This is a genomic window from Paenibacillus sp. EB106-05-06-XG162, from assembly GCF_058791655.1.
The window spans coordinates 302,924-317,182 of sequence record NZ_JBYTDT010000004.1; the positions used below are offsets into that span (position 1 = coordinate 302,924).

At 46.8% G+C, this 14,259-nt stretch carries 14 protein-coding genes; 2 read left to right on the top strand and 12 right to left on the bottom strand.

Features of this window, described 5'->3' with window-relative positions:
• Positions 1-24: 24 nt before the first annotated feature.
• The 3 genes from AC3WU2_RS12590 to AC3WU2_RS12600 all read right to left on the bottom strand — a co-directional run bounded on the left by AC3WU2_RS12590 (position 25) and on the right by AC3WU2_RS12600 (position 1,890).
• Complete coding sequence (locus AC3WU2_RS12590) at positions 25-567, bottom strand: DUF1697 domain-containing protein (protein ID WP_492454520.1); 543 nt, start codon at positions 565-567, stop codon at positions 25-27.
• A 136-nt stretch (positions 568-703) separates the two neighbouring features.
• Entirely contained in the window at positions 704-1,237 is a 534-nt protein-coding gene (locus AC3WU2_RS12595) for a chromate transporter (RefSeq protein ID WP_492454522.1), read from the bottom strand.
• A 14-nt stretch (positions 1,238-1,251) separates the two neighbouring features.
• Entirely contained in the window at positions 1,252-1,890 is a 639-nt protein-coding gene (locus AC3WU2_RS12600; protein WP_492454524.1) for a chromate transporter, read from the bottom strand.
• A 263-nt stretch (positions 1,891-2,153) separates the two neighbouring features.
• On the opposite strand from AC3WU2_RS12600, the gene AC3WU2_RS12605 reads away from it, so the two are divergent.
• Complete coding sequence (locus AC3WU2_RS12605) at positions 2,154-3,347, top strand: ROK family protein (RefSeq protein WP_492454731.1); 1,194 nt, start codon at positions 2,154-2,156, stop codon at positions 3,345-3,347.
• A 44-nt stretch (positions 3,348-3,391) separates the two neighbouring features.
• Here the strand turns inward: AC3WU2_RS12605 and AC3WU2_RS12610 are convergent, their stop codons facing one another.
• The 5 genes from AC3WU2_RS12610 to AC3WU2_RS12630 form a co-directional block, all read right to left on the bottom strand.
• Complete coding sequence (locus tag AC3WU2_RS12610; RefSeq protein ID WP_492454526.1) at positions 3,392-4,237, bottom strand: sugar phosphate isomerase/epimerase family protein; 846 nt, start codon at positions 4,235-4,237, stop codon at positions 3,392-3,394.
• A gap of 172 nt (positions 4,238-4,409) precedes the next feature.
• A complete protein-coding gene (locus tag AC3WU2_RS12615; RefSeq protein ID WP_492454528.1) occupies positions 4,410-5,591 on the bottom strand; it encodes a NupC/NupG family nucleoside CNT transporter in 1,182 nt (393 codons plus the stop codon).
• Positions 5,592-5,654: 63 nt separating this feature from the next.
• Positions 5,655-6,365 (bottom strand): purine-nucleoside phosphorylase, encoded by a 711-nt coding sequence (deoD, locus tag AC3WU2_RS12620; RefSeq protein WP_492454530.1) that lies wholly within the window; start codon positions 6,363-6,365, stop codon positions 5,655-5,657.
• Between the two features lie 123 nt (positions 6,366-6,488).
• A complete protein-coding gene (locus AC3WU2_RS12625; RefSeq protein ID WP_492454532.1) occupies positions 6,489-7,919 on the bottom strand; it encodes an AcpB/EbpR/MafR family transcriptional regulator in 1,431 nt (476 codons plus the stop codon).
• A gap of 8 nt (positions 7,920-7,927) precedes the next feature.
• Entirely contained in the window at positions 7,928-8,824 is an 897-nt protein-coding gene (locus tag AC3WU2_RS12630; protein ID WP_492454534.1) for a helix-turn-helix domain-containing protein, read from the bottom strand.
• Between the two features lie 139 nt (positions 8,825-8,963).
• Between AC3WU2_RS12630 and AC3WU2_RS12635 the strand changes: the two genes are divergently transcribed.
• Complete coding sequence (locus tag AC3WU2_RS12635) at positions 8,964-9,737, top strand: phytanoyl-CoA dioxygenase family protein (protein WP_018755004.1); 774 nt, start codon at positions 8,964-8,966, stop codon at positions 9,735-9,737.
• Between the two features lie 85 nt (positions 9,738-9,822).
• On the opposite strand, the gene AC3WU2_RS12640 is transcribed toward AC3WU2_RS12635, so the two are convergent.
• The 4 genes from AC3WU2_RS12640 to AC3WU2_RS12655 all read right to left on the bottom strand — a co-directional run bounded on the left by AC3WU2_RS12640 (position 9,823) and on the right by AC3WU2_RS12655 (position 14,092).
• Positions 9,823-10,641: a sugar phosphate isomerase/epimerase family protein gene (locus AC3WU2_RS12640; RefSeq protein ID WP_492454536.1), complete on the bottom strand. Its 819-nt coding sequence runs from the start codon at positions 10,639-10,641 to the stop codon at positions 9,823-9,825.
• Complete coding sequence (locus AC3WU2_RS12645; RefSeq protein ID WP_492454538.1) at positions 10,642-11,466, bottom strand: phytanoyl-CoA dioxygenase family protein; 825 nt, start codon at positions 11,464-11,466, stop codon at positions 10,642-10,644. It lies immediately after the preceding gene.
• Between the two features lie 103 nt (positions 11,467-11,569).
• Positions 11,570-12,376: an AraC family transcriptional regulator gene (locus AC3WU2_RS12650; RefSeq protein ID WP_492454540.1), complete on the bottom strand. Its 807-nt coding sequence runs from the start codon at positions 12,374-12,376 to the stop codon at positions 11,570-11,572.
• Between the two features lie 159 nt (positions 12,377-12,535).
• Complete coding sequence (locus AC3WU2_RS12655) at positions 12,536-14,092, bottom strand: ABC-F family ATP-binding cassette domain-containing protein (protein WP_492454542.1); 1,557 nt, start codon at positions 14,090-14,092, stop codon at positions 12,536-12,538.
• Positions 14,093-14,259: the final 167 nt, after the last annotated feature.

The following is a 14,259-nucleotide window of genomic DNA, read 5'->3' on the forward strand; positions in this document are numbered from 1 at the left end:
TCGTTCCTTTCACGTTATTTTTTACTAGGCCTTTGCGAGTGCTAGCAATTTATTAACGGTCGCCCAGTTGCGTGTCGTTGCGGCCACCCCTAGCTTCTTCTCCATGAAATTATTCGAATAGATTGATTTGCCATAGCTCTCGCGACATCGAATATAGACCTCATGCCCCGAAACCTGAAAATCATCGACATCACTCTTGAACGTCATGAGCTGTGCAATATTCGATTCCGATGGCAGCGCAGACAGAAAAGTCACATATATTTTCTCCTTCTCACCTTGCACTTCACCTGCATACGGACTTCGCGCGATTACCTCGGAAAGCTCCTCCGATGATCGGACGACGGTTCGTACCTCATAGACCAGCGCATCGCGAAGTGTCTGTTCAATCTGTGCCGATAAAAAATCTGTCGGTTGTTCTTCTGCCTCAAAGAGCACATTGCCGCTCTGAATATACGTCCGTACGTTGTGCACCGGCAGAGCTTCGAATATTTGCCGTAAATGCTCCATCTTTATAATTTTTTGACCACTGACATTAATCCCTCTCAGCAGCGCTATGTAAGTCGTCATACATCATCTTCCCTTCACAAAACGTCCACATCTACCATCATATACCAATTTTTGTCCGACACCAAGTCCTATGAATAAACAAATCCTTTTACGAAAAATAAAAAAGTCACCCTTCCCAAGACAGCTGCACACTGTATTAGAAAAGAATGACTCCTGCTGCGGCCGAGGCCAGAATAACCATGATTGGATGCATTTTAAACCGAATAATACCGTATAGACACCCTGCGCAAATGAGCAATGTCGCAAGCGTCGACCAAGTTAATCCCGGCTCCGAGCTCGATAATATGCCAAAATGAATCGCTGCATACGCGATAAGGCCTGTCACAATGGGTCTGAGGCCATAAAAGGAAGATTTGACAAATCGATTGTGATGCAGCCGCCCAAAACATGCTGCAAGAATAATGATAATAATTAATGATGGCAAGATCATGCCGAGTGTCGAGCTAATCGCACCTCCAATCCCTGCCGTTCGATAGCCGATTAAGGTCGCACTATTCGTTGCAATCGGCCCTGGTGCCATACCCGCCAATGCAACAATTTCTTGAAAATCGGATGCACTCATCCAATGCCGAGAATTGACTTCATGCTCAATAATTGTAATAACGGCGTATCCGCCGCCAAAGGAGATCAGCCCTACTTTCATGAAGACGAGAAATAATTGCCATAACATGCCGTTCACTCCTGTTAGATGTAATACTCCGGATATATCGGCTCGGGTTCCTGTTGCTTGGATTCATGCTGCTCTGTATACACTTGCATGCCTAGATGCTTCTTCACCTGCACCGCAACGAGACCAATCACGAGTCCAATGACAATCAAATAGATCGGATGAATAGGTGTCATCATTAACATAACAACCGTACTAATGGCAACGGCTGCAGTTGTCTTATCGAACAGGGCTGTCTTGGCCATTTTGTAGGCAGCAATAATAATTAGAGCAATCACGCCCCCTTGGATCCCTTTAAGCGCCGCTTCGATTTTCGGATGATCTTGAAACATCGAGTATCCCAAGCTAAGCGCGAACACGATAAAAAACGTAGGCAATGTAATACCCGCAACAGCGAGAATGGCTCCCATCACACCAGTGAGACGGTATCCAATGAATGCTGCCAGGTTCACCCCCACGCCGCCAGGCGCAGATCCAGCGATCGAGACGAGATCACTCATCTCTTCCTCTCGCATCCATCCGTGCTTCTCTACGACTTCTCGTTCAATTCCTGGGATCATGGCATAACCGCCACCAAACGTTGAGGGGCCGATGCGGCAGAAAGTCCAAAATATTTGTGTATATATTTTTAATTGTTTCGATGCGGTTGTTCGCACATCCCCACCTCCAAGTCATGCAGTCAAGTTCCTCTTTTTATAGTATACTATCTTTATTCCATTCTGACATTAAGTTTGTGATAAACAACCATTAAAGAAAGTTTATACCCTCGATACGAACTTCTTATACCATTAATTCCGAGTTGTTTATAATGAAATGGAATTAAGTTCATATTGAAAAATCATAGGCTGGAAATCTCTGCAATCTAGCGGTATAATTATAATATACATATCCTACCTGATTACTTGGTTAATGGGCGGTGATGCATTTGAACTACGCAATACCAACGACGAAGAAACTCATATTCGACTATATCGCAGCGAGGGATACCGTATCCAAAGCGGATCTCCTTCAGGCCTTCGCTGTCACGAGCAGCAGCTTAACACGACTATTGGAAGAGTTGATTGTTGAAGGCATTATTGAAGCTTCGGGATTCGGCAGTTCAACCGGCGGTAGGAAACCGATCCTCTATCGAATTCATGCAACTTTTCGATACATGATTGGATTTGAAATCTCTCGGATAAGTTCGTCCGTCGCGCTCTATGATCTTCAGATGAACCGGTTATCCTATACACGTTGGAAAATGGATGCGCAGATGACCCCTACAGTATTGCTCGAGCGCGCCGCCGATCAAATCGAAGAAATGCTGCATCAGTACGGCATCCATCCGAGCCTTGTCATCGGCATTGGCATCGGCGCTGTAGGCCCGCTCGATCAATCGAACGGAATGATTTTGACGCCGCTTCACTTCCCTGCGGAAGGTTGGCAGCATGTCCCGATCTGTGAATGGATGACGAGACGACTCGGTATTCCTGCCCAACTGGATAATGGTGCGAACACGGCGCTCATCGGCGAGCATTATGCGCTGCGTGCCGAGCAGATGAAGCATATGCTCTATGTTCACGCAGGAGTTGGGCTCCGTTCAGCCATGATGTCAGATGGCCAGATTGTTCGTGGTGCATTCGACTTGGAAGGCTCCTTCGGACAAATGATCATTCAGACGGATGGTCCTCGTCTGCAAGAAGACGGCAACTACGGCGCGCTGGAGGCTTACGCATCCATTCAAGCCCTCGAGAAGCAAGTACGAACACAGGTGAAAATGGGGCGGGATACCCTCTTGCACATCTATGAACCGGAAGCAATCCACTTCGACTTGCTCACCCACGCACTTGCTGAAGGAGACCGTCTCGTGAAGGAGCATTTCATTCAAGCCGCAACCTACTTAGGTATCGGTGTCGCGAACCTCATCAATGTTCTCCACCCTGAGCAAGTGATTCTGGGAGGACCACTTATTCATGCAGATCCTGTCATCTACGACACGATCATGCATGTGGCGAAGAAAAATATTTATTACTCTCCTGCCTATCAACCCAACTTCTCCCCAGGTGAGCTGGGAGAAGACGCTGTTGCGGCTGGCGCAGCCGTCATGGTAAGAAGAGACTGGGACTGTGAATGATAAAAGGCCTCACAGCGAACACGCTGTGAGGCCTTTCTCTGTAGTTAACGGTTGATCAACCCTGCTGCACCAAACACTTTCTCGAATCCTTGTCTGGACCGCTCTAATAATACCTCTGGCGAATCCGTTGGCGCCGTTGGCGTTAGGATTTCCTGGGAAACAACACCCTTATAACCAATCTTATGTAATCCCTGTAAAAACCCAACCAGGTCAATCGCACCTTCCCCTGGGTACAACCGGTCATTGTCCAACACCTGCTCCACCGGGACATGCGGCGCATCATTGATATGTACATGGACAATCTGGTCCGCACGCAGTTTCAGAATGTCTTCGACGGTCAGCTCATTCGTATAATAATGATAGGCATCGAACAGGAGACCGACATTCGGCTCGCCAATCGCATCGATCAGATCCAATGTCTCTTCGAGCGTCCAGATGAACGGATTCGCCCATGCTGTACGCAAGTGATGCGGTCCAACGAATTCAAGACCTAACCGAACGCCATACGCACCTAGAATTTGTGCACACACCCGTAGTCTTCTGATCGCGAGCGCCATGAAATGCGCTGATTTCAAATCTGTCGATGGTAGAATATAGGTACAACAGCTTGTGCATCCTAGCGTAGCCGCGGCCGCAGCTTCTTGTGCCAGACGCTTCAGACCTTCTTGAAATGCATCTTCGCTTGTTCTCCACTGTACAGACAGACTAATCGAACCGATCCGCATCCGATTCCTTGCTAATAATGCCTTCGCTTGTTCCATGCCGTTGCGTTCAATGAAACCAAGCGCTTCCAGATCCACAGCCTCAAATTGATATTGTGCAGCCAATTGAATCAAATGCTCGTCACTTAAGGATCCACCGATTCCCGCACGCGTAAGCCCTTTCAACAATGACATCGCCTCCCCAAGATAAGAATATCTCTATCATCATATCCAAGCCGTACACGAATGACAAATCCCCCTCATCGCTGAGGAGGACCTAATAGGTGATGGAATCGCCCTTTCTATCCCTTCATCGCATCGGTGCGCCGAGTTTCATGATTTTCTGGGGCTAATTGCTCGTTTAGAATACAATACTAACAATAATGGCTGATAAGAAGCTAACGAGTGCTGCACCATATAATAATTTAAGACCGAAGCCTGCGACCACGTTGCCTTGTTTCTCATGAAGCCCTTTCACCGCACCAACAATGGTACCAATCGAACCAAAGTTAGCGAAGGAAATGAGGAATACGGAGACGATGGCATTTGTACGCTCACTGAAATTACCTTGGATTTTGACAAAATCAAGCATGGCTACGAACTCGTTCGCTACAATTTTCGTCGCCATAATGCTTCCAGCTTGAACCGCTTCGCTCCAAGGGACACCCATTAGGAAGGCAACCGGAGCAAGTACATAACCGAGAATTCCTTGGAACGAGATGCCGAAGATTCCGCTGAAAATTCCGTTAATCATCGCAATGAGCGCAATGAATCCGACAAGCATGACGCCAACGATCACAACCACCTTAAATCCATCGAGAATGTATTCCCCGAGCATTTCGAAGAAGGTCTGCTTCTCTTCTTGCTGGACTTCTAGCAAATCCTCCTCCGGTTCCACCGTATAAGGGTTAATGATCGATGCAATAATGAATCCGCCGAACAAATTGAGTACGAGCGCCGCCACAACATATTCCGGCTTCAACATCGTCATATAAGAACCAACGATCGACATGGACACCGTGGACATTGCAGACGCGCATAAGGTATACAATCGATTCTTAGGCAGCAACCCAATTTGCTTCTTGAACGAGATGAAGACCTCGTTCTGTCCCAAGATGGCGGAAGCTACCGAATTGTATGATTCTAACTTGCCAAGACCATTCACTTTACTAAGCGCAAGACCAATGTACTTGATAATGAACGGTAAGATTTTGTAATGCTGCAAAATCCCGATAATCACCGACATGAACACAATCGGCATTAACACGTGGAAGAAGAACGAATGAATCCCTTCATTCACCAAGCCGCCGAATACGAAATCCGTTCCTTGATTCGCATATCCTAATAGTTTGGCGAACCCATTCGCGAACCCCCGAACCAGATATTCCCCAATGCTTGTCTTAAGTAGCAGCAGACCAAAGACGATCTGAAGCACGATCATGATTAGGATGGGACGATATTTAATCTTTTTCTTGTCACTGCTTGCGAGCCAAGCCAGGAGTAGAACAACAACAAGCCCGATTAGCGCGATACCATATTTCATGATAGTAGTTCCCCCATTTCCATATTGTGTGAATCCATTCACAATAATTGTGATTGAAACGCATCACACATCTGCAATGATCGTATTCAGCGCAATTTCTGCCATGCCGTTAAACGATTGCTCACTCGTCTTATGCGATGAACGTTCATTCGTCAAGAGCTGGCTGCCGACCGTCAGTATGGTCAATGCTCGAACCCCATATTTTGCTGCTAACGTATACAACGCTGTGCTCTCCATCTCCACCGCCAGGACGCCGAATTCCATGAATTTATGCAGACGATCTAACGTCTCGCGGTAGAATTCATCGGAATTATAAATGTTGCCGACATGTACCTTCGCTTGCTGTGACTCAGCTAATTGATACGCTTTCATTAACATGTGAAAATCTGCAGTCGGCGCATAATTGCAGCCATGGAATATTTTTTCCGTCATGTTGCTATCGGAGGATACGGACTGCGCTAACACAATGTCACGAATCTGGAGCTCCTTTTGCATCGCTCCGCATGTCCCGATCCGAATCAGCTTCTTTGCCCCATAGTCCTTAATCAGCTCCGTCGCATAAATGCTCATCGAGGCATTGCCCATCCCTGTTCCTTGCACTGAGACAGGTACGCCTTTATAGATTCCGGTATAACCGAGCATCCCTCTCACTTCGTTATAACAATAGACATCGTCCAAGAATTGTTCCGCGACGAATTTGGCACGCAGTGGATCGCCTGGTAGTAAGACGCGCTCCGCGACCTGACCGACTTGTGCTTCCATATGAATACTCATGTTGTTATTCCCCCTCATCATCTTGCTGATCGAAATCGCTTACATGAACATCATAAGAAGAATCCGAGGAACAAACTAGACCAAAAGTTGGCGTAAGCTACGGAAGAAAAAGGACCAACTCCTTCACATCAGCAGCTCTTGGCGGATATTATCCAGATCTCGACGTGTCGGAATCGTCGCGATAATCACGGTAGGAACGCTCTTGATCGATAGCGGGAACGTGCTGATAATAAAATCAATCTGCCGTTGCTTCACAATGTCATCGGTTAACCCTTCCATAATGGTCGTATGAATGGTGAGTTGATCACCAATTTCTTTCTTGATGAGATTCGCGACGTAATGGCGGACGGAGAACTCCTCTCCGATAATAAGAAAAGCGTTCTTGCTCTTATATCGCAGACTGGAGCTGACGAGTAAGGTGAGCTTGGTCAGATGGAATTCATTCAGATGGATCAGCGAAAAATAGTGATTCCACTGCGCCATACAGCGCTGCACCTCATCATAGACATGCTGACAAGACTGCTGCACATATGTTGTAAGATGATTCTGGGAGACATCCATCAGTTCCGGGATCGCATTATCGATGATCAATTTTTCGAAGAATTCACCCATCTCCTGGATAAACCGCTCGTCCATATGCAGTGTAGGAAAAGATTGCATCAATAGCGGAAAAAGCTGATTACGCATCGATATCATGAGCTCTTCCTGCCGAGAATGCGTACGTGCTGCAGAGTTAACTGAGCCCTGATTGTTATATTGACTCAAGCTGAATAACGAGGTTAGGAAGAAAATTTCATCCTTTGGCAGGGAAATCTGGTATGTATGTTCTAACTTCTTGGATAGCTCGATGAGCGGTCGATGAAATAGGCTCTCTGTCCATTCATATTGCTCCTCCTCAATGTGCACCGTATGTCTTTGTCGAACCCGTTCGATTACAATCGCAATCAGGAAAGCTAAATTACGCTTGGAATTCAGGAAATACACAATCCGGTTCTCAGCTTCGATCTCGGTAATGAAATGGTTCAATGTATCAAAATCCGTATTTGCAAATGGCCATCCTGTATAGGCATATGCTTCGCAGAATATTTTCCACAAGAAGTATCGAATATGAATTTCGTGGCCTTTGAACGCAGGGGTCGCATATGTGATCCGCAGATGAAAAGGTTTCAGCTCTTGGTTATTCAACTGTACAATGAATTTCTTAAAGGATGAGGTGCTCATGAACATCGATTCCGCAATTTCCTCCGCACGAATGCGTCCCCCTTGCGTGAATAACAGATGCATCAACCGATAATAAGAAGTCTGCTTGAACAACTGGGCAATGACTTCCTGGATCGTCGCGCTTCGGCGGTCACGGTGCAGAATCATGCCCCTTCCACGCGACACTTCAATGGCCATCGCAGACGGCAATTGCTGACTCAACTCCTCGACGAGCTTGCGAATCGTCTTATCGGATACCATGAGCTCCTTCTCCATTTCTGCAAAAGTAAACCAACGCTGCTCCGTATCCAACAAGGTCAGTAATCCTCTGGCCAGAATAAAATCCTTATCCATATCAGCACCTAATCCTTCTGTATCAATGATGTTATGTTCTTCTTCGTCTCACGGAATCGGCCTGGCGGCAGCTTCTTGTCCTCCATGAACACCCGTGTGAAATAATGAACCGAAGAAAATCCAGTAAGTTCAGCAATTTGCTTAATCGGCAGTTCGGTACCGAGCAAGAGTCGAGTCGCTTGACGTACACGCTCATGCCGGATGAAATCTGTAAAAGTCTCGCCAATTCCAGCTGAGAATAGACGCGATAAATGCCGTTCTGAGACATTTAAATAACGAGAGACATCCGTGAGGCCGATTGTGCCAGCCAAATTATCACGTATATACAGCTTGGCTTGCTGGAGCAGCATATTCGTATTCTTCCGCTGCATATTGGCCATCCCCTCTTGTGTCTGTACGCCAAATAACGTAAGAAACGATAGGATCAAGGAATAGGCAACCGTGCCAATCGCCGCGGCAGGGAGATTCCCTGTCATGCCATCCTTCAGCATCAAAGACTTCCACAATAACGCCGTTGGATGAAGATCGTCCTGATGCACACATACCGCAGCATATTCACTCAGCGCTTCAAAAGCCTCGCGAATGGTGCCGTGAGTTAACGATTCATCCAATTCAAAGGCCACATAGAGAAGAAACAACCCTTCCTGTGTACGAATTTGATGAGTAACCCCTGGCCTCGAACAAAAATGTGTACCGCTCTGAATTGGATAGTCCACCCCATCATCAGTATACGTTCCTTCGCCTGTGAGGACATAGCAGACTTCGAAGAACGAATGTTTGTGAACCGGATTATCAAATAACTGTGGATTCACGCCCCAGTAGTGCACCTTAAAACAAGCATCGTTCGTCTGCAATACGGTTGCGATTTCATTGAGCATGGAATTGGTTTCTTTATACAGGTACATGATATTCCCGCCTAACTGATATGACCTTATTTTACAAAAAAATGTCCTTTTTTAAAAAAGACAACAGATCATTATAATCTTTATCATTATAAGTGTAATCAACCAAAATTGCTCGTATCTTATCCAAGGAGGCGTGTAGATGATTCAACCCGTAGATGTGCAATTTTATAAAGAGAATGGATACTTACTCGTGAAGGGGGTATTCAATCTTGAAGAAGTCGAGGAGATGCGCGGGGCGGTTGAGCGAATTATTCAACGCGCTGCACAGTCGAAGGCTGATTGGAACGCAGCTTGGCAAGGTGAGTATCTCCCGCCAGAGCAATTGAAGAAGCTCGTACTGAAAGGGTTTCATGATGTGCATTATCATGATGCTTCATTTACGCGTGCGGTTGTGCACCCGAATATGCGGGCGGTTCTTACACAGATCATCGGTCCCAATGTCCAATTGCATCATTCCAAAATGCTGGTCAAACCGCCTGAGAATGGCGCCGCATTCCCGATGCATCAAGATTACCCCTATTTCCCGCATGCGAATCATTCGATGTTAGCGGCGAGTGTCCATCTTGATTATGCCGATGAAGAAAACGGTTGTCTGCGCGTTATCCCAGGCTCTCACAAGGCTGGATCCCTTCCCCATGTCGGCTCCCATTATCTGAATCACAAGGAATATCCAACGAAAGACGGAACGCCTTGCATTGCCGAAGCAGGGGACGTATTGTTCTTTAATTATTTGACCATCCACGGATCGGACCCGAACCGCAGCTCTCGAACGCGTAGAAACGTCTTGTTCCAATACAAAGATGCGAGCGACTTTCCGACGGAAAATGTCCATTTCGACTGGGGCATGGGACTCATGGTTGCTGGGGAGAACCCACATTTCTTGAAAGCGAAGCCGAACTATACCATTACGTAATCATCGCGTAAAAGGGGCTGTTCCAATCTGTAGGTTCTCTCTACAGTGGAACAGCCCCTCTATGTTCTATGTTGGTTGTGGAACTTTATCTGTTCTGAAATCGCTCGCGCACTCTACCTGCCATCCATTGGTTAACCTCGAACAGATCGGCTACAGGTTGCCCTGTATATGGAATTCTCGGCATATATCCGGGAGGACCGAATTCAGGGGTCATCGTCGTGACATGATGCCCTTCCATCTTCCTGCGATTTAGAATCGTCTCCCACCAACCTTCGAAACGCTCCAATGCATAGGCATATTCAGGCGCGGCTGGATGCGGGACCTGTGGCCCTTGTTCGAACCCGATCCTTGCATGCAGGTGAATCGTCCGTTCCATAATGATAGACATATCCTCTTCTTGATCATGGAGGAGGGATTCGCAGACGCACGTAAAATGGCTGTAATCTGCGGTAATCCGGAGTTCTGGAAATGTGCGAAGTAGTCTTGCCGTCGACCTCGGCGTGAACATGGTCCGACCGCGATGCGTCTCATGGCCGATCGGCACCCCGAATTGTTTCTCGACTTGCACAGCATTAGCAAAAAACCGATCTTGTTCGTCCTCCCGCCAGTAGTCTTTGCCGCTATGCGAATTGATCAATTGCGGACGAAACTTCACAGCACGCTCCACTTGAGCCAAAAAGGATTCTTCATGATTGCCATGCGTATAAATCTGCGGAATGTAACCAAGCCCCAGCTCCTCGCGAAGCTCATTGAACTCATTCTCATCATCCTGTGAAGGAAGCCCCACTTCCACCCCGTCATATCCATGCTGCGCCGCCCGTTCCATCTTTTCTCGCAATGTCCCTTCCATGCCCCAGAACGCGTGATACATCTTCAATTCCAACTTAAACTCCCCTTTACTCACTTATTTATGGTGCCCCCTTGGTTTCTTCCCGCTCCAACGTTCATCGACGAGTTCTGTAGCCGATTGATACCGCGCGTCCACGCTAATGCGATATTGATTGGTCGTATTCTCCAAGGAACAATGCATCAAGAACATGCCGAAGATCAGCACATCTCCCGCTTCGAACGTCGTTGTCGCCCATTGTCCGCCGAATTTCTCAGTAATCACGAGCGGATCGTCGGTATAATGTCCAATGCCATCTCGATCCGAATCCTTTGTACCGTAGGAGTTCTTGAGACTGTCGAATCGATGCGAGCCTAGACACATCGCAAGACCGCCCATCTCGTAAGAGATATCGCCGATCGGTGACCACACTGTATATACGTTATGCGTACCGCGTCCCATATAGACGATATCATAATGCGCTCCAGTGAAATCGCCTGAGCCTACAGCTCGCAGCCATTTGTAATGATACGTCAGCGATTGCTCGCCAAGTAATTCATCGAAGAAGCGCATCACATGATCTCCATTCAATACGTTCAGCAATTCCGGCAAGTCTTCATTCGTGCCACCCATGAAAATACCTTTGCTGCCATCGGCAATGACGCCTTCTTCGAGGAGTGTGTCTCGCTCCAGCTTGCCCATCTTATTCATTTTCTCTAGAATCGCTCTTCGTGCTGTTAGCACCTGCTCCCGATCATGAAATCCACGAATGAGTAAATATCCGTCTTCTTCCATTCGTTCACGAAGCGCTTGTACATCATCTAAAATATCATTCGAGCTTCGTAACTCTGTTAGATGCGGTCCATTCAGTTCTAATTCACGACTCCCGACTTTAACCATCATTGTCCATTACCACCCATGATTTATTTTAAATTCGATCGATTGATCACCTTCAATATAAACGGGAATGGCCAGGTTGTATTTAGGGAAATGAATTCGAAATTTACTAAAATCGCTCCGAAGGTTCGCCCATCCCCTTCTCCCCTTGCTGCTCTTTTCTCCATTTAGAGGGAGAAGTCCCCTCCATCTGTTGAAACCAAGCACTGAACAGGTGAATCCCCGAGAAACCTAGCTGTTCCGCGATGCGCAGAATAGGTTCGTCCGAAGTACGGAGGAGCCATTTTGCTTCAGATAATCTATGAAGCTGTTGATATTGCTTCGGTGATACATGATAGACTCTCGTAAACTCCTTGCGAAAAGCCGACACCGATAATCCTGACATACGAGCTAATTCCGTTACACGGACTTCTTGATTGAATTGGTTCCGAATATAATCGGCTGCACTCGAGATCGACATGCGCTGCGGCTCATTTCGAGTATGCTGCATCAATGTTAACAGGAACAAATCCATCCAAGTGGAGATAACCGCATCACGCTCTTCCAATGGCCCAGAGATGATCTTTAACCAATTACGAAATAGAGATTCATAGATTTCTCGATTCATCGGCGATAAATAAATCAATCTTGGACGTTCAGGCTCCGCTAACTGATAGAATCGTTGCACGAGCTCTTGAGGGATAGAGGATACTTGTAAGACCCCGAATCGTACGGAATCCTTGGTCCAGAATCGGTGTGGTACATTCGGCGGGATTAGGACAACGGCTCCTTTCTCCATCACATATTCGCTACGCAGGCATTCCATCACAGCAGAACCTTCAAGCACGATGGATACTTCATAATCAGGATGATGATGTGTCTCCATACTCCACCGATTGGCATGCGATGCGATCGCTGTACTCACATGTATGGTCATCGTCTACCTCCCGCTGGCGAAGTTCATTTCATCCTCAGATATACAAAGTTTACCATGGAAAAGCAATACGTAAAGTAGGATTTTTGCATCGTGCAGGCAGCCATATGAAAAAAGCTTACCAACCTCTAACGATGACGTCAGAGATAGGTAAGCTATGGATTAAAATACTTTCGTCGTCCAAGATTCGCAATTCCATGTTTCTGTCACGACGTCGCGATAAAATTCAGGTTCATGCGAAATGAGAAGAATGCTGCCTTTGAAAGCCTTCAGCGCACGCTTCAGTTCGTCCTTCGCATCGACATCCAAATGGTTCGTCGGCTCATCGAGCACAAGTAGATTGGTCTCGCGGTTGATGAGCTTGCAGAGACGGACTTTCGCTTTCTCACCACCGCTTAATACCGCAATTTTACTCTCGATATGCTTCGTCGTTAGACCGCACTTCGCTAGCGCTGCACGAACTTCAAATTGCGTGAATGCAGGGAACTCTTTCCAGATCTCTTCGATACACGTATTATAGTTGGCATCCTTCATTTCCTGCTCGAAATAGCCGACATCCAGGTTCTCTCCACGTTGGACGTTCCCCGAAATGGCTGGAATCTCACCTAGAATACTGCGCAGCAATGTTGTTTTACCAATACCGTTCGCACCGACAAGCGCAATTTTCTGACCGCGCTCCATCCGAAGATCTAGCGGTCTCGACAATGGACTGTCATAACCGATGACCAGGTCCTTCGTCTCGAAGACCATTTTGCCGGAAGCTCTCGAATCTTTGAAGTTGAACTGTGGCTTCGGCTTTTCCTTCGCCAGCTCAATGACTTCCATCTTATCGAGCTTCTTCTGTCTGGACATCGCCATGTTGCGTGTTGCAACACTCGCTTTGTTCCGGGCAACGAAATCCTTCAAGTCCGCAATTTCTTGCTGTTGGCGCTTGAACGCCGATTCAAGCTGCTGCTTCTTCATATCGTGAACTTGCAGGAAGTAATCGTAGTCTCCCACATAACGGTTTAATTCTTGATTCTCCATATGATAGATCAAGTTAATGACACTATTCAGGAACGGAATATCGTGTGAGATCAGAATGAATGCATTCTCATATTCTTGCAGATAACGCTTGAGCCATTCGATATGCTGCTCATCCAGATAGTTCGTCGGCTCGTCCAAGAGTAGAATGTCCGGTTTCTCGAGCAACAGCTTCGCAAGCAAAATCTTCGTCCGCTGGCCCCCGCTCAGATCATGAACATCTTTGTCCAGACCGATATCCGTAATACCGAGACCGCGTGCGGTTTCCTCGATTTTCGCATCGATCATATAGAAATCCTGATTCGTCAGTGTATCTTGAATCGTTCCTACATCCTCAAGCAGCTGCTCAAGCTCTTCCGCCGATACGTCGCCCATTCTGCCGTACATATCGTTCATTTCCTGTTCCATATCGAACAAGTATTGGAATGCGCCTCGTAAGACATCACGAATCGTCATCCCTTTGTTAAGTACCGCATGTTGATCCAAATATCCAACGCGCATACGCTTGGACCATTCGACCTTTCCTTCATCCGGTTGAAGCTTGCCAGTAATAATGTTCATAAAAGTGGACTTACCTTCGCCGTTCGCGCCTATCAGTCCAATGTGCTCGCCCTTCAATAAGCGAAAAGATACGTCATTGAAGATCGCTCGATCACCAAAGCCGTGACTTAATCGTTCTACGTTTAATATGCTCATGCATGACACCTTTTCTTCTAGACTTTTTTCCTCGTCCTATTATACGTGGTATCGTGGGTATAACTCAATCAACAAAATTAAAAAAACGGCGACTTTATGGAAGAAAAACAAGAATGCCCTCCACTTGCCAAGTCGGCAACATAGAGGGCGTTATCATTTTCCGCAGG

Excerpts from the sequence above, each read along its gene's own strand:
- AC3WU2_RS12595 (WP_492454522.1), bottom strand. The coding sequence starts at position 1,237 with ATGTTATGGCAATTATTTCTCGTCTTCATGAAAGTAGGGCTGATCTCC.
- AC3WU2_RS12630 (WP_492454534.1), bottom strand. The coding sequence starts at position 8,824 with ATGTACCTGTATAAAGAAACCAATTCCATGCTCAATGAAATCGCAACC.
- deoD (WP_492454530.1), bottom strand. The coding sequence starts at position 6,365 with ATGAGTATTCATATGGAAGCACAAGTCGGTCAGGTCGCGGAGCGCGTC.
- AC3WU2_RS12635 (WP_018755004.1), top strand. The coding sequence starts at position 8,964 with ATGATTCAACCCGTAGATGTGCAATTTTATAAAGAGAATGGATACTTA.
- AC3WU2_RS12650 (WP_492454540.1), bottom strand. The coding sequence starts at position 12,376 with ATGACCATACATGTGAGTACAGCGATCGCATCGCATGCCAATCGGTGG.
- AC3WU2_RS12655 (WP_492454542.1), bottom strand. The coding sequence starts at position 14,092 with ATGAGCATATTAAACGTAGAACGATTAAGTCACGGCTTTGGTGATCGA.
- AC3WU2_RS12645 (WP_492454538.1), bottom strand. The coding sequence starts at position 11,466 with ATGATGGTTAAAGTCGGGAGTCGTGAATTAGAACTGAATGGACCGCAT.
- AC3WU2_RS12615 (WP_492454528.1), bottom strand. The coding sequence starts at position 5,591 with ATGAAATATGGTATCGCGCTAATCGGGCTTGTTGTTGTTCTACTCCTG.
- AC3WU2_RS12625 (WP_492454532.1), bottom strand. The coding sequence starts at position 7,919 with ATGGATAAGGATTTTATTCTGGCCAGAGGATTACTGACCTTGTTGGAT.
- AC3WU2_RS12590 (WP_492454520.1), bottom strand. The coding sequence starts at position 567 with ATGACGACTTACATAGCGCTGCTGAGAGGGATTAATGTCAGTGGTCAA.
- AC3WU2_RS12605 (WP_492454731.1), top strand. The coding sequence starts at position 2,154 with ATGCATTTGAACTACGCAATACCAACGACGAAGAAACTCATATTCGAC.